This window comes from Pseudonocardia halophobica, assembly GCF_050948485.1.
Classification (GTDB): domain Bacteria; phylum Actinomycetota; class Actinomycetes; order Mycobacteriales; family Pseudonocardiaceae; genus Pseudonocardia; species Pseudonocardia halophobica.
The window spans coordinates 2,885,940-2,902,168 of record NZ_CP192046.1 but is presented as its reverse complement, the minus strand read 5'-3'; the positions used below and the strand labels follow the sequence as shown (position 1 = coordinate 2,902,168).

The window sequence follows — 16,229 nt, the reverse complement described above, 5'->3', positions numbered from 1 at the left end:
TCTGTAACGATCAGGTAGGAGGAAGTCGAACAGTGCGACGGCTGAGTTTCGCCCTTGCGGCGCTGGTCAGCCTGCTGGTGCTGTTCCTCCCGGCGTCCGGGGTGCCCACGGCCCCGCCCGGCGTCGACAAGCTCGTCCATCTGGGTGTGTTCGCCCTGCTGGGGCTCACCGGTCGGTGGGCGGGCGTCCCGCCGCTCCCACTGGTCCTCGCCCTCGCCGGGTACGCCGGGATCTCCGAGGTCCTGCAGGGCCTGCTGCCGATCGGGCGCAGCCCCGAGGTGCTCGACGCGGTCGTCGACTGCGTGGGCGTGTCGATCGGGGTCGCCCTGCACGAGCTGCTGGCGCGGCGGGCGCGCCGGCAGCAGGACCGGCCCTAGCGGCGGGGCTGTTCGCTGGGGCCGACGTGGTCGGCGAGCCACTCCGCGAGCGGGCGGGCGGCCCGCCAGGTGCGGCGGACGCGGTCGAGGCAGGTCCGCTCGTGCAGCGCGTCGTCCGGCGGCCAGCGGCGGCCGACCATGAGGCCCTTGTGCCGCAGCAGGTCGAGCCGCGGGTGGTCCGGGTCGGTGCCCTTCGGCCGGGTGCGCAGCTGCTCCCCGCCGACCGTCAGCCCGGCCTTCTCGGCGGCCTGCAGGATGCCGCGCAGGGCCTCGCCGCGGCGCTCGTCGTCGACGGCCGTGCGGTAGCGCGCGACCTGGTCCGGGGCCATGCCGTAGTACCCGGCCGCGGCGAGCAGCCCGTCGGGCCCGACCTGGACGTAGTACGGCGGGGCGAAGCCGCCGCAGTGGGTCTTGTACGGCGACTTGTCCTTCGCGAACCGGACGTCCCGGTACGGGCGAAAGATCTTGCCCGGCCCGAACTCCTCCTCGAGCTCGGCGAGCAGGGCCGTCATCGGGGCGCGGACGTGCGCCTCGTAGACCTCACGCTGGTCGGTCCAGTACGCCTTGCTGTTGTCCGCCAGCAGGCCGTCGTAGAACTCGACGGCGCCGTCGCCGAAGCCGTCGAAGCGCGTCGCCGAGGTGGTCACGGTGTCCGGTCGCCCGCCCGGCCCTCCGGCACGTTCGCGTCGGCGGACCCGGCCGGCTCGTCGGTCTCCTCGGCGCGCGCCCCGTCGGGGTTCGCGATCTCGGGTGGCAGCACCTCGCGCGGCTTGCGGACCAGGGCCACGTAGAGCACCGCCAGGACGAACACCAGCGCCGAGACGACGACGTTGATCCGGATGTCGCCGAACACGCGCGTGGCTGGGTCGGTGCGCATGAGCTCGATGAAGAACCGGCCGAGCGTGTAGCCGGCGACGTAGAGCGCGAAGACCCGGCCGTGGCCGAGCCGGAAGCGCCGGTCCGCCCACACGATCACCGCGGCGACGGCCAGGTTCCAGATGAGCTCGTACAGGAACGTGGGCTGCACGATCGCGATCGGGTTCGCGGTGTCGACGGCCACGCCGCCCAGCGGGTCCGACGCGCCGGTCGCCGGGTCGACCCGCTCGTAGATCTCCAGGCCCCAGGGCAACGTCGTCGGGGCGCCGTAGAGCTCCTGGTTGAAGTAGTTGCCCAGCCGGCCGATCGCCTGCGCGACGACGATGCCGGGCGCCACTGCGTCGGCGAAGAAGGGCAGCGGGATGCCACGGCGCCGGCAGCCGATCCAGGCCCCGACCGCGCCGAGCGCGATCGCCCCCCAGATCCCGAGGCCGCCCTCCCAGATCTTGAGCGCGTTGACCGGGTCGCCGCCGGGGCCGAAGTAGGTCCGCCAGTCGGTGGCGACGTGGTAGAGCCGCCCGCCGATCAGGCCGAACGGCACCGCCCACACGGCGACGTCGACGACGGTGCCCGCCGGACCGCCGCGCGCGACGAACCGCCTCTCGCCCCACCAGATCGCGACGACGATCCCGGCGATGATGCAGAGCGCGTACGCCCGGATCGGGATCGGCCCGAGATGCCAGACGCCGCGGTCCGGGCTGGGGAGGTAGGCCAGCACGGTGCTGCTCGCGAGGGCGCTCACGCCGCCACCGTAGCGCGGGGGCGGAGGGGAGCGGCTCCCCCACCTCCCCCGGCGGCACTCCGGGACCGCGCGCGACGCGCGGCCCCGGGCGGCCTCAGGCCGGCTGCGGCAGCCCCGCCCGCGCGACGCCGGCGGCGAGCTCCCGGGCCAGGTCGCGGACCGCGTCGGGCCCGCCCTTCTCCGCGGCGGAGACGAAGGCCGAGCCGACGATGACGCCGTCGGCGAAGCCCGCGATCTCGGCGGCCTGGTCGGCGTTGCGCACCCCGAGCCCGACGCCGATCGGCAGCGAGGTGTGCGGCCGGGTCCGGCCGACGATCTCGCCGGCGGCCGAGTTCACGGAGTCCCGCGCGCCCGTCACGCCCATGATCGACGTCGCGTACACGAAGCCGCTGGAGGCGGCCGTGGTCGAGGCGATCCGCTCGTCCGTCGACGACGGCGACACCAGGAAGGTCCGGGACAGCCCGTACTTGTCCGAGGCGGCGAACCACTCGTCGGCCTCGTCCGGGATCAGGTCCGGTGTGATCAGGCCGAGCCCGCCGGCGGCGGCGAGGTCCGCGGCGAAGCGGTCCACCCCGTAGCGCAGCACCGGGTTGAAGTAGGTCATCACGACGCAGTTGCCGCCCGCGGCCGTCACGCGCTCGACGGTGCTGAACACGTCCCGCAGCCGGAACCCGTTGCGCAGCGCGGTGTCCGCGGCGGCCTGGATCGTGGGCCCGTCCATCACCGGGTCCGAGTACGGCACGCCGACCTCGAGCAGGTCGCAGCCGCCCTCGCTCATCGCGGCGAGCAGCTCCACCCCCTCGTCGACCGTCGGGTACCCCGCCGGCAGATAGCCGACCAGGGCGCCGCGGCCCTCGGCGCGGCACTTCGCGAACACGTCGGCGACAGATCGGCCGCTCACGCCTGGATCCCCTCGGTCTCGCTGCCGGCGTCCGCGAAGGAGCCGGTCGGCTGCTCGGTACGGCCCTCGGCGATGGCCGTGCCGTCGGCCGCCTCGGCGCTCTCGTCCTGCCCGATCATCCCGAACCACTTCGCGGCGGTGTCGACGTCCTTGTCGCCGCGGCCGGAGAGGTTCACCAGGATCACCGCGTCGGGCCCCAGCTCCTTGCCCAGCCGCAGCGCACCGGCCACGGCGTGCGCCGACTCGATGGCCGGGATGATCCCCTCGGTGCGGCAGAGCAGCGCGAACGCGTCCATCGCCTCCGCGTCGGTCACCGGCTGGTACTCGGCGCGGCCGAGGTCCTTGAGCAGCGCGTGCTCCGGCCCGACGCCCGGGTAGTCCAGCCCCGCCGAGATCGAGTACGACTCCGCGGTCTGCCCGTCCTCGTCCTGCAGCAGGTAGGAGAAGGCACCGTGCAACGCCCCCGGCGACCCCTCGGACAAGGTCGCCCCGTGCCGGCCGGTCTCGACGCCGTCGCCACCCGGCTCGAACCCGACGAGCCGGACGCCCGGGTCGTCGATGAAGGCGTGGAAGATCCCGATCGCGTTGGACCCGCCGCCGACGCACGCGGCGACCGCGGTGGGCAGCCGGCCGGTGCGCTCGAGCACCTGGGCCCGCGCCTCGAGCCCGATCACCCGGTGGAAGTCCCGCACCATCTGCGGGAACGGGTGCGGGCCGGCGACCGTGCCGAGCAGGTAGTGCGTCGAGTCGACGTTGGTGACCCAGTCCCGCAGCGCCTCGTTGATCGCGTCCTTCAGCGTGCGCGAGCCGGTCTTCACCGGGATCACGGTGGCGCCGAGCAGCCGCATCCGGGCCACGTTGAGCGCCTGCCGGCGGGTGTCGACCTCGCCCATGTAGACCACGCACTCGAGGTCCAGCAGTGCGCACGCGGTGGCCGTGGCGACGCCGTGCTGGCCCGCCCCGGTCTCGGCGATCACCCGTTTCTTGCCCATCCGCTTGGTGAGCAGCGCCTGACCGAGCACGTTGTTGATCTTGTGGGACCCGGTGTGGTTCAGGTCCTCGCGCTTGAGCAGGATCCGCGCGCCGCCGGCGTGCTGCGAGAGCTTCGGCACGTCCGTCAGCGGGGACGGCCGCCCGGTGTAGTCACGGTGCAGCCGGTCCAGCTCGGTGAGGAACTCGGGGTCGTGGCGGGCCTTCTCGTAGGCCGTCTCCAGCTCGTCGAGCGCCGCGACCAGGGCCTCGGGGACCCATCGACCCCCGTAGCGGCCGAAGTGGCCGCGCCCGTCGGGCTCGTGGCCCGACGGCGTCTCGATGCCCTGACTGGCGGTGACCCGGCTGCTCGCCCGGACGCTCGTGGAGGAACTCACCGCACCATTCTGGAGCACGACGGGTGGAAGCCCGCAGCCACCAGCGCCCGGACGGCCGCGCCCGGATCGCCGCTGGTCACGAGGCCCTCGCCGACGAGCACGGCGTCGGCGCCCCAGCCCGCGTAGGTGAGCAGGTCGCCCGGCCCACGCACGCCCGACTCGGCCACGCGCAGCACGTCGTTGGGCAGCCCGGGGGCCAGCCGGCCGAAGATGCCCAGGTCGACCTCGAGGGTCTTGAGGTCCCGCGCGTTGACGCCGATGACCTTCGCCCCGGCCTCGAGCGCCCGGTCGGCCTCCTCCTCGGTGTGCACCTCGACCAGCGCGGTCATCCCGAGGGACTCCACGCGGTCCAGCAGCGACTCCAGGACCGGCTGCTCCAGCGCCGCCACGATCAGCAGCACCAGGTCCGCGCCGTAGGCCCGCGCCTCGTGCACCTGGTACGGCGTGACGACGAAGTCCTTGCGCAGCACGCAGACGTCGACGGCGGCGCGCACCGCGGCCAGGTCGTCGAGGCTGCCGCCGAACCGGCGCTGCTCGGTGAGCACGCTGATCACCCGCGCGCCGTTCTCGGCGTACGCCTGGGCCAGGACGGCCGGGTCCGGGATCGTCGCGAGCGCGCCCTTCGACGGGCTGCGCCGCTTGACCTCGGCGATGACCCCGACACCGGGCTCGTTCAACGCGGCCATGACGTCCCTCGGCGGCGCCGCCGCGGCGGCCCGCCGTTTGATCTCCGCGAAGTCCACCGCGGCCTCCCGGGCCGCGAGGTCCTCCCGGACACCCTCCACGATGGAGTCCAGGACGCTGGGCCGGACTCCCGCACTCACCTCACCGTGCTCGCCCACGGGGCGCACTCCCCTTCCGGGTTCGGGCCTACCAGGCGTTACGACCATGCTATTCCGTGCCGTCCGGGCGGCCGGGCCGGGGGCCGCCGTCCGGCCCACGGTCCCGCGCGAACGCACCCTCCGTGGTCGGGTCGACACCGGAGTCGAGCTCGTCCCAGGCCGCCCGCTCGGGGTCGGCCGGGCGGCGCGGCGCGCCCGGGGCGTCGTACCGCGCACCCATCCGCGGCAGCCGCCGGTCGGCCACCACCAGCAGCACACCCCCGGCGACGACCAGCAGCCCGCCGAGCACCCCGAGCAGCGGGGCGGCCGTGGTGGACACCGTGGCACCGGGTGCCGTGGTCGCCCCCGCGGCCGCGCTGCCCACCAGCGCGGGCAGCTCCGAGGCGGTCGGCGGGCGCATCCAGCCCGCCACCGCCGCGTAGGCGCCGTACCCGCCGGCCAGCGCCACGATCACGCCGAGGACCCGCCGCACGACGCCGGACACCGCGATCGCCGCGGCCACCGCCGCGACCGCGAGCGCGGCCAGCCCGAGCAGCGCCGGCGCGAGCTGCGCGCCGGTGGCCGCGACCGGCACCGCCCCGGTCGCCCCGTGCCCGGCCACCTCGACCTGCGTGGACGCCCAGTCCAGCCGGGTCGTCCCCCACAGCCCGAGCGCACCGAGGAGCAGCAGCGCGGCCGTCAGGAGGAACAGCCGGCCGCTGCGGGCGGGGGCGGGCGCGTCAGGCATGCCCGCCCGGGCGGCCCAGGGTGGCCGCGGTCGCGACCGCGGACAGCACCGCCCGGGCCTTGTTGAGGCATTCGGTGTCCTCGGCCTGCGGGTCCGAGTCGGCGACGATCCCGCCGCCCGCCTGCACGTACGCCCGGCCGTCCCGGATCAGCGCGGTCCGGATGGCGATGGCGGTGTCGGCGTTGCCGGCGAAGTCGAGGTACCCGACGATCCCGCCGTAGAGGCCGCGGCGGGTGGGCTCGAGTTCGTCGATCACCTGCATGGCCCGGACCTTCGGCGCACCGGACAGGGTGCCCGCGGGGAAGCAGGACAGCACGGCGTCGACCGCGTTCTTGTCCTCCCGCAGGGTCCCGGTGACCGTGGAGACCAGGTGCATGACGTGGCTGTAGCGCTCCACGGAGAAGAAGTTGCGCACCTTCACCGTGCCCGGCTCGCAGACCCGGCCCAGGTCGTTGCGCCCGAGGTCGACGAGCATGACGTGCTCGGAGCGCTCCTTCTCGTCGTGCCGGAGGTCCTTCTCCAGCAGCTCGTCCTCCTCGTCGGTGGCGCCGCGCCAGCGCGTCCCGGCGATCGGGTGCGTGGTGGCCTGCCGGTCGGCCACCGTGACGAGCGCCTCCGGGCTGGACCCGACGATCGTGAACGGGCTGCCGCCCGACTCGTCCTCGATGTTCAGCAGGTACATGTAGGGGCTGGGGTTGGTGGTGCGCAGCACCCGGTACACGTCGAGCGGGTCGGCCCCGCAGTCCGTCTCGAAGCGCTGCGAGACGACGATCTGGAAGCACTCCCCCGCGCGGATCTGCTCCTTCGCCACCTCGACGGCGGCGAAGTGCTCCGCCTGGGTGCGCTTGCGCTCGAAGTCCGGGGACACCGCGCTGAACACCGCGACCGTCGACGCGGCCGGCGCGGCGAGCTCGGCGGTCATCCGGTCCAGCCGGGCCACGGCGTCGTCGTAGGCCTCGTCGACGCGCTCGTCCGAGTCGTCCCAGTTGATCGCGTTGGCGATCAGCGTGATCGTGCCCTCGTGGTGGTCGACGGCGGCGAGGTCCGTGGCCAGCAGCAGGACCAGCTCGGGGATGCGCAGGTCGTCGACCGGCGGGTTCTCCTCGCTGCCGATCCGCTCGATCCGGCGGACGATGTCGTAGCCCATGTACCCGACGAGCCCGCCGGTGAGCGGCGGCATGCCCGGCAGCGGCTCGCTCTGCAGCTCCTCGACGACGCCGCGGACCGCCTCCAGCACGTCGCCCTGGGTGGGCAGGTGGTCGGGGACCTCGCCGGTCCAGCGGATCCGCCCGTCGACCGTGGTCAGCGAGGCGGCGGAGCGCGCACCGACGAACGACCAGCGCGACCAGGAGCGCCCGTTCTCGGCCGACTCGAAGAGGAAGGTGCCGGGGCGGGCGCGGCCGTCCGGGGCGGCGAGCTTGCGGTAGACGCCGACCGGTGACTCGTCGTCCGCCAGCAGCCGGCGGGTCACCGGGATCACCCGGTGGTTCTCGGCCAGCGCGCGGAACTCCTCGCGGGTGGGGCTGACCGCTCCCAGCGCGGCGGGAGGTGCGGTGGGGCTCGTGGTGGCTGCGGTCACGGGCTCATTCTCCCGTGCCGGGTGGGTGGGGTGCCGGGTGGGTGGGGTGACGGCGGGGAGGGTGAAGATGGCCCCGTGACCACCCGCGAACCGCGCCGCCGCGGCCGCCGCACCTCAGGCGAGGACACGCGCGCCGCCCTGCTCACGGCCGCGCGTGTCGAGTTCGCCGAACGGGGCTACGACGGCGCCACCGTCCGCCGGATCGCCGAGCGGGCCGGCGTCGACGCCGCCATGGTCAACCACTGGTTCGGGGGCAAGGCCCAGCTGTTCACGGCGTCGCTCGACGTGCCGGTCGACCCGTCCGCGATCGTCGCGACGGTCGAGCCCGGCGACCCCGAGCAGCTCGGCGAGCGGATCGTCGCCATGTTCCTGCGGGTGTGGGACGAGGCGTCGGGCGGCGCGCTCGTCACGCTGATCCGCAGCGTGGCCGGGCATCCCGCGGCGGCGCGGATGATGCGCGAGTTCATCGTCCGGGTGGTCATCGGACCGCTCGTCGGGCGGGTGGCGCCGGACCGGGCCGAGGAGCGGGCGGCGCTGGTCGCCTCGCAGGTCATCGGGCTGGGGATGATCCGGTACGTCGTGCAGCTCGAGCCGCTGGCCTCCGCCTCGCACGCGACCCTGGTCGCGCAGGTCGGCCCCACGGTGCAGCGGTACCTCACCGGGCCACTGCCCGACGGGTCGGCGGTGGACGGGTCGGTGGGCCGGTCGTAGCCCGACCATGATCGTCGCGCGTGGAGCGGAAAGGTCGACTTCCGTCCTTCGAGAACCAGAAATGACGATCACGGATCCAGGCCGTGGTGGCCATACCCCTGGGCACGGGTCCGCGAGCGGCGCGGCTCGGGCGGGGTGCTCGATCTCGCGGGGACGCGAACCAGCGGCCCGATGGCTCATGCACGCCACGATCGGGTGGCCGGGTCCGCGGCGGGGCCGCATGATGGATCTCGTGGTCGATCTGCAGGTTCCCGGGCTGGGGGACGTGTCCGCCGCCCTCGCGGACCGGGTCGCGGGCCTGCGGGCGCGGCTCGGTGCGGACGTCTTCCAGAAGGTCGCGGGCGACGAGGGGCCGAACCGTCGCGCACGGATCCACTCGGCGCCCGGTCCGCGCTGGTTCGCCGAGGACCGCCCGATCCGGCGGGTGCACGGGGACGCGTCGATGTTCGTCGGCGGGCTGCGGGCGCTGCTGCTGCAGTCGCTGCACCCGCTGGCGATGGCCGGGGTCGCGGGGCACTCGGGCTACCGCGGCGACCCGTGGGCGCGCCTCGCCCGCACCAGCTACTTCCTCGCCGCCACGACCTTCGGGCCCGACGACGAGGCCCGCGCCACGATCGAGCGGATCAAGGCCGTGCACGGCCGGGTCCGCGGGGTCGCGCCCGACGGCCGGCCCTACTCCGCCGGGGACCCGCACCTGCTGGAGTGGGTGCACATCGCCGAGATCGACAGCTTCCTGCGCGCCCACCAGCGGTACGGGTCGCGGCCGCTGGACCGGGAGGGCCGGGACGGCTACGTCGCCGACACCGCCCGCATCGCCCGGGAGCTCGGCGTCGTCGACCCGCCGGAGAGCGAGGCGGAGCTCGCGGCGCGCCTCCGGACCTTCCGCCCGGAGCTGCGCGGTACCCCCGAGGCGCGGTCCACGGCCCGGTTCCTGCTGCTCAGCCCGCCGCTCGCGCTGCCCGCCCGGGCACCGTACGCGCTGCTCGCGGCCGCGGCCGTCGGGTTGCTGCCCCGGTGGGCGCGCGGCCCGCTGCGGCTGCCCTACCTGCCCGTCGCCGAGGCGACGGTCGTCCGCCTGGCCGGCGAGGGCGTCACACGGGGCATCCGCTGGGTGATGTCCGGCCCGTGACCTGGCGAACGGCACTCTCGCTCACCAGCGATGAACGAGAGCGCCGCTCGTTCACGAAGAGGGGCGGGTCAGAGCAGGCGGTCGGCGTCGAAGCAGGTGTGGTCGCCGGTGTGGCAGGCCGCGCCCTCCTGGTCGACCACGACGAGCAGGGTGTCGCCGTCGCAGTCCAGCCGGACCTCGTGGACCTCCTGGACGTGCCCGGAGGTCTCGCCCTTCACCCAGTAGTCCTGCCGCGAGCGCGACCAGTACGTACCGCGGCGGGTGGTGAGGGTGCGGTGCAGCGCCTCGTCGTCCATCCACGCGACCATCAGCACCTCGTTCGTGCCGCGCTGCTGGACGACCGCGCAGACCAGCCCGTCCGCGTCGCGCTTGAGCCGCTTCGCGATCGCGGGGTCCAGCTCCGAGGTCTCGACCCTCATCGGATCTCCACGTGGTCGGCGCGCAGCACGTCCTTGACCTCGCCGATCCGCAGCTGTCCGAAGTGGAACACGCTCGCGGCGAGCACCGCGTCGGCGCCCGCGCGAACCGCCGGCGGGAAGTGCTCCAGCGCGCCCGCGCCGCCCGACGCGATCACCGGAACGTCGACCACCCGGCGGACCTTCTCGATCAGCTCGAGGTCGAAGCCCGCGCGGGTGCCGTCGGCGTCCATCGAGTTGAGCAGGATCTCGCCCACGCCGAGCTCCTGGCCGCGCGCGGCCCACTCGACCGCGTCGATCCCGGTGCCCGTGCGCCCGCCGTGCGTGGTGACCTCGAAGGTCGACGGCGTGGGCGGGCCGTCGACCACGCGCCGCGCGTCGACCGACAGCACGATGCACTGCGAGCCGAACCGGCGCGCCATCTCGCCCAGCAGCTCCGGCCGCGCGATCGCGGCGGTGTTCACGCTCACCTTGTCCGCGCCGGCCCGGAGCATGCGGTCGACGTCGTCGGGCGTGCGGATGCCGCCCCCGACGGTGAGCGGGATGAAGACCTGCTCGGCGGTGCGCCGGACGACGTCGACCATCGTCGCCCGCTCCCCCGACGACGCCGTGACGTCGAGGAACGTGAGCTCGTCGGCGCCCTCGGCGTCGTAGACCGCGGCCATCTCGACCGGGTCGCCGGCGTCGCGCAGCTCCTTGAAGTTGACGCCCTTCACCACCCGCCCGGCGTCGACGTCCAGGCAGGGGATGACGCGGACCGCGACGCCCACTAGCGGACCGCGGCGAGGGCCTCGGGCAGCGTGAACCGCCCGGCGTACAGGGCCTTGCCCACGATCGAACCCTCGATCACGCCGGTCTCGGCCAGCGCGACGAGGTCCTTGATCTCCGAGATGCCGCCGGACGCGACCACCGGCGCGGGGGTCTTCGCCGCGACCTGCCTGAGCAGCTCGATGTTCGGCCCCTGCAGCGTCCCGTCCTTGGAGACGTCCGTGACGATGTACCGCGACACCCCGTCGCGGTCCATGCGGGCCAGGGTCTCCCAGAGGTCGCCGCCGTCCTGCGTCCAACCGCGGGCGGCGAGCCGGTGCTGTCCGTCGGAGATCTTCACGTCCAGCCCGACGGCGATCTTCTCACCGTGCTCCGCGCAGACCTTCGCGCACCACTCCGGGTTCTCCAGCGCGGCGGTGCCGAGGTTGACCCGGGCGCAGCCGGTGGACAGGGCGCGGGCCAGCGACTCGTCGTCCCGGATCCCGCCGGACAGCTCCACCTTGACGTCCAGCTCACCGACGACGGCGGCCAGCAGCTCCGCGTTCGAGCCCTTGCCGAAGGCCGCGTCGAGGTCGACGAGATGGATCCACTCGGCGCCGTCCTCCTGCCACTTCAGCGCCGCCTCACGCGGCGCGCCGTAGGAGGTCTCGGTGCCGGCCTCGCCCTGGACCAGGCGCACGGCCTGCCCGTCGGCGACGTCCACAGCGGGAAGAAGCGTGAAACTCACCGCACGAGCCTACCCACCGCAGCTCGGCGGCCCGTCCGCCCCCGGACTCCAGGTGCGCCCGGGGACGGCGGCAGATCAGGCGGGCTCGGCGCCGCCCGAGGGCTCCGGCCCGTCCGGGACCTGCTCGGCGGCGAGAGACCGGCGGCCGCGCACCGCGGCGTACCCGAGCCCCACCAGCAGCCCGACGACGATCAGCAGCACCCAGCCCCACCACGCCAGCCCGCCCGGCGCGGTCGCGATCACGCCGGCCAGCGCGGCGCCGACGACCGTGCCCAGCGAGCTCGCGGTCGACGTGCGGCGGCGGGTGGTGGTCCGGCGGCGGGAGCGCCGACCCGTGCGCCCCGTGGCCGTGCGCCCCGTGGTCGTGCGCCGCGAGGACGTGCGCTTCCGGCTCGTCGTCCTCCGCCGCGGGGTGGCCACGGAACTCAGCCGACCACGTCGCGCAGCCAGTTCGCGAGCACCTGCGCGCCCGCGTCGCCGGACTTCTCCGGGTGGAACTGGGTGGCGGCGAGCGGCCCGTTCTCGACGGCGGCGACGAAGTCCTCGCCGTGGTGGGCCCAGGTGACCAGCGGCGGCCGGATCGCGTGCGACTCCTCCAGCTCCCAGCGGCGGGCGGCGAAGGAGTGCACGAAGTAGAAGCGGGTGCCGGCGTCGAGCCCGTTGAACAGGGTGGACCCCGCAGGGGCGCGCACCGTGTTCCAGCCCATGTGCGGAAGCACGTCCGCCTTCAGCCGCTCGACCGTGCCCGGCCACTGCCCGCACCCGTCGGCCTCCACGCCGAACTCGACGCCGCGGTCGAACATCACCTGCATACCGACGCAGATCCCGAGCACGGGGCGCCCGCCGGCCAGGCGGCGGCCGATGATCTGCGGGCCGCGCACCGCGTGGAGGCCCTCCATGCAGTGCGCGAAGGCACCGACGCCGGGGACGACCAGCCCGTCGGCCTCGCAGGCGGCGTCGAAGTCGGAGGTGACGGTGACGTCCGCCCCCACCCGCCGCAGCGCGCGCTCGGCCGATCGCAGGTTCCCCGATCCGTAGTCCAGCACGACGATCCGCGACACGCCCCCAAGTGTACGGACCGCCGTGGCGCCGCCCGGCCGGGTCAGCAGGCGTCGACGGGCGCGGGCCGGTGGGTCCGCAGGGTGGCCTGTTCGAGGAAGGTGCGGGCGGCCGCGGTGACGGCGCCGGTGCGGCTGACGTAGGCGATGTCCAGGTGCGCGGGCGGCTCCAGCTCGACGACGCGGGCGCCGGCCCGCTCTGCGAGCTCACGCCAGGAGTCGGGAAGCACGGCCATCCCGACCCCGGCGAGCACCAGCGGCAGGATCGCCTCCCGGTGCTCGCACTCCGCCGCGATCACGGCCCCGTGCCGCTCGAGGCCGTCGACCACGGACCGCATGGTGGTGGCGGGCGGTCCGCCGATCAGCCGGCGGCCCTCGAGCTGGTCGGGCCGCACGGGCCCGGCGAGGCCCGACTCCGGGGCCATGACCAGGACGAACCGCTGGCGCGCGACCGGATGCAGGTCCAGCCCGGTCGCGTGGATGGGCCGCGCGCTGGCGAGCAGGCCGAGCTCGGTGGCACCCGACCGGACGGCGGTGATCACCTCGTCGGCGGTGAACGCAGCCCGCACCACCACCCGCACCTGCGGGTAGGCCGCGCAGAACCGGGCGATGGTCCCGGCGAGCGGCGACACCGCCTCCGAGGGCGTCGCGACGATCTCCACCCGCCCCGCGCGCAGCCCCTCGACCGCCTCGACCGCCGCCCGGGCCACCTCCAGCCCGTGCCCGACCTCCCGGGCCGGCCCGACGAGCGCGCGGCCGGCCTCCGTGAGCACGACGTCCGCCCCGACGTGGTGGAAGAGCGCGGTGTGCAGCTCGCGCTCGAGCGCCGCGACCGCCTGGGTCAGCGTGGGTTGCCCGACGGACAGCGCCTCGGCCGCGCGGTGGAACCCACCGTGGTCGACCACGGCCAGGAAGTAACGGAGGTGCCGGGCGTCCATCGCCCCCATCCTGGTCGTTCGGTGGCCGAGTTCCTAGAGGGTGCCCTTGGTGGAGGCGATGCCGGTGATCCGCTCGTCGGGTTCGGTGGCGGCCCGCAGGGCGCGGGCGACGGCCTTGAACTCGGCCTCGGTGATGTGGTGCGGGTCCCGCCCGTCGAGCACCCGGACGTGCAGCGCGAGGTGGCCGTGGAAGGCCAGCGACTCGAACACGTGCCGGTTCAGCACCGTCGGGTAGTGCCCGCCCACCACGAAGCCCTGCATGACCTCGGGCTCGCCGGAGTGCACCGTGTACGGCCGCCCGGAGACGTCGACGACGGCGTGCGCGAGCGCCTCGTCCATCGGGATCCAGGCGTCGCCGAAGCGGCGGATGCCCTTCTTGTCCCCCAGCGCCTGGCGCAGCGCCTGGCCGAGCACGATCGCGGTGTCCTCGACGGTGTGGTGGGCGTCGAGGTGCACGTCGCCCTCGGCCTGCACGGTGAGGTCGAACGCGCCGTGCTTGCCCAGCGCGTCGAGCATGTGGTCGAAGAACGGGACACCGGTCGAGATGTTCGTCCGCCCGGTGCCGTCGAGGTCGATCTCGACCAGGACCTTCGACTCCTTGGTGACCCGCTCGACGCGGCCGATCCGGCTCATGCGATCTCCTCCACCACGTCCCCGGCCGCGGCCAGGAACGCGTCGTTCTCCTCGGGGGTGCCGATCGTGACCCGCAGCCGCTCCGGGATCCCGACGTCCCGGATCAGCACGCCGCGGTCGAGGAACGCCCGCCACGCCCGCGGGGCGTCGGCGAACCGGCCGAACAGCACGAAGTTGGCGTCGCTGGGGACGCAGTCGTAGCCCAGGGCCTGCAGCTCCGGCACGATCCGGTCCCGCTCGGCGGCCAGCAGCGCGACCGAGCCGAGCGTGGCGTCGGCGTGCCGCAGCGCCGCCCGCGCGGCGGCCTGGGTGAGCACCGACAGGTGGTAGGGCAGCCGGACGAGCTGCAGCGCGTCGACGACGGCGGGCACGGCGGCCAGGTAGCCCAGCCGGCCGCCGGCGAACGCGAAGGCCTTGCTCATCGTCCGCGAGACGATCAGCTTGTGCCCGTGCGTGGCCAGCAGGGTGGTCGCGCTGGGGTGCGCGGAGAACTCGGCGTACGCCTCGTCGACCACGACGATCCCCGGCGCGGCGTCGATCAGCAGCGCGAGGTCCGCGGGGTCGAGCGACTGGCCGGTGGGGTTGTTCGGGCTGGTCAGGAACGTGACGTCCGGCGCCTTCTCCTTGAGCAGGAGCTGCGCGGCGTCGACGTCGACCGAGAAGTCCGCGCTCCGCGGGATCTCGACCCACTCGGTCTGCGTGCCCGAGCTGATGATCGGGTGCATCGAGTAGCTCGGCACGAACCCGAGCGCGGTCCGGCCGGGCCCGCCGAAGGCCTGCAGCACCTGCTGGAGGATCTCGTTGGAGCCGTTGGCGGCCCAGAGGTTCGCGACGCCGAGCCGCACCCCGGTCTGCCGGGTCAGGTACGCCGCGAGGTCCTCGCGCAGCGCGACCGCGTCCCGGTCCGGGTAGCGGTGCAGGTTCCGCGCGGCCTCCTCGCAGGCGGCCGTGACGTCCGCGACCAGCTCGGGCGGCGGCGGGTACGGGTTCTCGTTGGTGTTGAGCCGGACGGCCACATCGAGCTGCGGGGCGCCGTAGGGCGACCTGCCGCGCAACGACTCCCGCAGCGGAAGGTCCTCCAGCCGGACTCCGGCGCCGGGCGTGCTCACCGCGGGAACCTCGCGGTGACGGCCTGGCCGTGCGCGGGCAGGTCCTCGGCGGTGGCGAGCGTGACGACCCGGTCCGCCACCTCGTGCAGCGCCTCCTCGGTGTACTCGACCACGTGCACGCCCCGCAGGAACGTGCCGGTGGAGAGCCCGCCGGAGTGCCGCGCGCAGCCGCCGGTGGGCAGCACGTGGTTCGAGCCGGCGCAGTAGTCGCCGAGCGAGACCGGGGCGTAGGGACCGATGAAGATCGCGCCCGCGTTGCGCACCCGTGCGCCCACCTCGCGGGCGTCGGCGGTCTGGATCTCGAGGTGCTCGGCGGCGTAGGCGTCGACGACCGCGATGCCGTCGGTGACGTCCCGCACCAGGATCGTGCCCGACTGCGGGCCCGAGAGCGCCGTGCGGATGCGCTCGGTGTGCTTGGTGGCCGCGACCTGGCGCTCCAGCTCGGCGTCCACCGCGTCGGCGAGCGAGTCCGAGTCCGTGACCAGCACCGACGCCGCGTTCGGGTCGTGCTCGGCCTGCGAGATGAGATCGGCGGCGACGTGCACGGGGTCCGCCCCGCCGTCCGCCAGGATCGCGATCTCGGTGGTGCCCGCCTCGGCGTCGATCCCCACGAGGCCGCGCAGCATGCGCTTGGCCGCCGTCAGGTAGACGTTCCCGGGCCCGGTGACCATGTCGACCGGCTCGAGGTCGGCGCCGTCCGTGTCGGTGCCGCCGTAGGCCAGCAGCGCGACGCACTGCGCCCCGCCGACCGCCCACACCTCGTGAACGCCCAACAGCGCGGCCGCGGCCAGGATCGTGGGGTGCGGCAGGCCGCCGTTCTCCGCCTGCGGCGGCGAGGCCACCACCAGCGACTCCACGCCCGCGGCCTGCGCCGGGATCACGTTCATGATCACCGACGACGGGTAGACCGCGAGCCCGCCCGGCGCGTACAGCCCGACCCGGCGGACCGGGACGAACCGCTCGGTGACGGTGCCGCCCGGTACGACCCGGGTGACGACGTCGGACCGGCGCTGCTCCTCGTGGACCTTCCGGGCGCGCTCGATCGAGGTCTCCAGCGCCTCGCGCACCGCGGGATCGAGGTTCGCCAGGGCCTTCTCCAGCTCGGCGACGGGAACCCGGACCGAGGCCGGGCGGACCTTGTCGAACCGCTCGGTGGCCTCCAGCACGGCCTCGACGCCCCGCTCGCGCACCGACTCGACGATGGGCCGGACCGCCTCGAGCGCCGCGTCGACGTCGATCTCCGCGCGCGGCAGCATCCCGCGCAGCACGGCAGGTCGCGGCAGCGGTTCGGGGCGCAGGTCGAGGCGGCGCAGGAGTGGGCGGACCATG

Annotated in this window: 19 protein-coding genes; 3 read left to right on the top strand and 16 right to left on the bottom strand. The window is 74.5% G+C overall.

Annotated elements, in window-relative coordinates; genetic code table 11:
• The first annotated feature begins 32 nt into the window (after positions 1 to 32).
• A complete protein-coding gene (locus ACQP04_RS14010) occupies positions 33 to 377 on the top strand; it encodes a VanZ family protein (protein WP_433507471.1) in 345 nt (114 codons plus the stop codon).
• Here the strand turns inward: ACQP04_RS14010 and ACQP04_RS14005 are convergent.
• The 7 genes from ACQP04_RS14005 to ACQP04_RS13975 form a co-directional block, all read right to left on the bottom strand.
• A complete protein-coding gene (locus tag ACQP04_RS14005) occupies positions 374 to 1,024 on the bottom strand; it encodes a DUF2461 domain-containing protein (protein WP_433507470.1) in 651 nt (216 codons plus the stop codon). The genes ACQP04_RS14010 and ACQP04_RS14005 overlap by 4 nt on opposite strands.
• Positions 1,021 to 1,995, bottom strand: coding sequence for a prolipoprotein diacylglyceryl transferase (gene lgt, locus ACQP04_RS14000; RefSeq protein WP_433507469.1), 975 nt, complete (start codon positions 1,993 to 1,995; stop codon positions 1,021 to 1,023). Before lgt ends, ACQP04_RS14005 begins: the two co-directional genes overlap by 4 nt.
• 94 nt (positions 1,996 to 2,089) lie before the next feature.
• A complete protein-coding gene (gene trpA / locus ACQP04_RS13995; RefSeq protein ID WP_433507468.1) occupies positions 2,090 to 2,896 on the bottom strand; it encodes a tryptophan synthase subunit alpha in 807 nt (268 codons plus the stop codon).
• Positions 2,893 to 4,209, bottom strand: a complete 1,317-nt coding sequence (gene trpB, locus ACQP04_RS13990; protein ID WP_433508362.1) for a tryptophan synthase subunit beta — start codon at positions 4,207 to 4,209, stop codon at positions 2,893 to 2,895. The genes trpA and trpB overlap by 4 nt, the downstream gene beginning before the upstream one ends.
• A 50-nt stretch (positions 4,210 to 4,259) precedes the next feature.
• The gene (gene trpC / locus ACQP04_RS13985) at positions 4,260 to 5,087 is read right to left on the bottom strand and encodes an indole-3-glycerol phosphate synthase TrpC (protein WP_433508361.1); all 828 of its coding nucleotides are present in this window, start codon (positions 5,085 to 5,087) and stop codon (positions 4,260 to 4,262) included.
• Positions 5,088 to 5,154: 67 nt separating this feature from the next.
• Positions 5,155 to 5,832 carry a Trp biosynthesis-associated membrane protein gene (locus ACQP04_RS13980; protein WP_433507467.1) on the bottom strand — a complete coding sequence of 226 codons (678 nt, stop codon included), beginning with the start codon at positions 5,830 to 5,832 and terminating at the stop codon, positions 5,155 to 5,157.
• Entirely contained in the window at positions 5,825 to 7,411 is a 1,587-nt protein-coding gene (locus ACQP04_RS13975) for an anthranilate synthase component I (RefSeq protein WP_433507466.1), read from the bottom strand. Before ACQP04_RS13975 ends, ACQP04_RS13980 begins: the two co-directional genes overlap by 8 nt.
• Before the next feature lie 75 nt (positions 7,412 to 7,486).
• On the opposite strand from ACQP04_RS13975, the gene ACQP04_RS13970 reads away from it, so the two are divergent.
• Both ACQP04_RS13970 and ACQP04_RS13965 read left to right on the top strand, forming a co-directional pair.
• On the top strand, positions 7,487 to 8,122 hold the full coding sequence (locus ACQP04_RS13970; RefSeq protein ID WP_037041375.1) for a TetR family transcriptional regulator: 636 nt from the start codon (positions 7,487 to 7,489) through the stop codon (positions 8,120 to 8,122).
• A gap of 232 nt (positions 8,123 to 8,354) precedes the next feature.
• Positions 8,355 to 9,251 (top strand): oxygenase MpaB family protein, encoded by an 897-nt coding sequence (locus ACQP04_RS13965; protein ID WP_433507465.1) that lies wholly within the window; start codon positions 8,355 to 8,357, stop codon positions 9,249 to 9,251.
• Positions 9,252 to 9,319: 68 nt separating this feature from the next.
• On the opposite strand, the gene hisI is transcribed toward ACQP04_RS13965, so the two are convergent.
• The 9 genes from hisI to hisD all read right to left on the bottom strand — a co-directional run bounded on the left by hisI (position 9,320) and on the right by hisD (position 16,228).
• Positions 9,320 to 9,670 (bottom strand): phosphoribosyl-AMP cyclohydrolase, encoded by a 351-nt coding sequence (gene hisI / locus ACQP04_RS13960; protein ID WP_433507464.1) that lies wholly within the window; start codon positions 9,668 to 9,670, stop codon positions 9,320 to 9,322.
• Complete coding sequence (hisF, locus tag ACQP04_RS13955; RefSeq protein ID WP_037041373.1) at positions 9,667 to 10,437, bottom strand: imidazole glycerol phosphate synthase subunit HisF; 771 nt, start codon at positions 10,435 to 10,437, stop codon at positions 9,667 to 9,669. Before hisF ends, hisI begins: the two co-directional genes overlap by 4 nt.
• Positions 10,437 to 11,162, bottom strand: coding sequence for a bifunctional 1-(5-phosphoribosyl)-5-((5-phosphoribosylamino)methylideneamino)imidazole-4-carboxamide isomerase/phosphoribosylanthranilate isomerase PriA (gene priA / locus ACQP04_RS13950; protein ID WP_433507463.1), 726 nt, complete (start codon positions 11,160 to 11,162; stop codon positions 10,437 to 10,439). Before priA ends, hisF begins: the two co-directional genes overlap by 1 nt.
• Before the next feature lie 75 nt (positions 11,163 to 11,237).
• Positions 11,238 to 11,582: a hypothetical protein gene (locus ACQP04_RS13945; protein ID WP_433507462.1), complete on the bottom strand. Its 345-nt coding sequence runs from the start codon at positions 11,580 to 11,582 to the stop codon at positions 11,238 to 11,240.
• A gap of 5 nt (positions 11,583 to 11,587) precedes the next feature.
• Complete coding sequence (gene hisH / locus ACQP04_RS13940; protein ID WP_433507461.1) at positions 11,588 to 12,223, bottom strand: imidazole glycerol phosphate synthase subunit HisH; 636 nt, start codon at positions 12,221 to 12,223, stop codon at positions 11,588 to 11,590.
• Positions 12,224 to 12,264: 41 nt separating this feature from the next.
• Positions 12,265 to 13,158, bottom strand: a complete 894-nt coding sequence (locus ACQP04_RS13935; protein ID WP_433507460.1) for a LysR family transcriptional regulator — start codon at positions 13,156 to 13,158, stop codon at positions 12,265 to 12,267.
• Positions 13,159 to 13,191: 33 nt separating this feature from the next.
• A complete protein-coding gene (hisB, locus tag ACQP04_RS13930; RefSeq protein WP_433507459.1) occupies positions 13,192 to 13,791 on the bottom strand; it encodes an imidazoleglycerol-phosphate dehydratase HisB in 600 nt (199 codons plus the stop codon).
• The gene (locus ACQP04_RS13925; protein ID WP_433507458.1) at positions 13,788 to 14,900 is read right to left on the bottom strand and encodes a histidinol-phosphate transaminase; all 1,113 of its coding nucleotides are present in this window, start codon (positions 14,898 to 14,900) and stop codon (positions 13,788 to 13,790) included. Before ACQP04_RS13925 ends, hisB begins: the two co-directional genes overlap by 4 nt.
• Positions 14,897 to 16,228 carry a histidinol dehydrogenase gene (gene hisD / locus ACQP04_RS13920; RefSeq protein WP_433507457.1) on the bottom strand — a complete coding sequence of 444 codons (1,332 nt, stop codon included), beginning with the start codon at positions 16,226 to 16,228 and terminating at the stop codon, positions 14,897 to 14,899. The genes ACQP04_RS13925 and hisD overlap by 4 nt, the downstream gene beginning before the upstream one ends.
• Position 16,229: the final 1 nt, after the last annotated feature.

Coding starts and splice junctions, on each gene's coding strand:
- hisI (WP_433507464.1), bottom strand. CDS start 9,670: ATGAGGGTCGAGACCTCGGAGCTGGACCCCGCGATCGCGAAGCGGCTC.
- ACQP04_RS13935 (WP_433507460.1), bottom strand. CDS start 13,158: ATGGACGCCCGGCACCTCCGTTACTTCCTGGCCGTGGTCGACCACGGT.
- hisD (WP_433507457.1), bottom strand. CDS start 16,228: ATGGTCCGCCCACTCCTGCGCCGCCTCGACCTGCGCCCCGAACCGCTG.
- ACQP04_RS13980 (WP_433507467.1), bottom strand. CDS start 5,832: ATGCCTGACGCGCCCGCCCCCGCCCGCAGCGGCCGGCTGTTCCTCCTG.
- hisB (WP_433507459.1), bottom strand. CDS start 13,791: ATGAGCCGGATCGGCCGCGTCGAGCGGGTCACCAAGGAGTCGAAGGTC.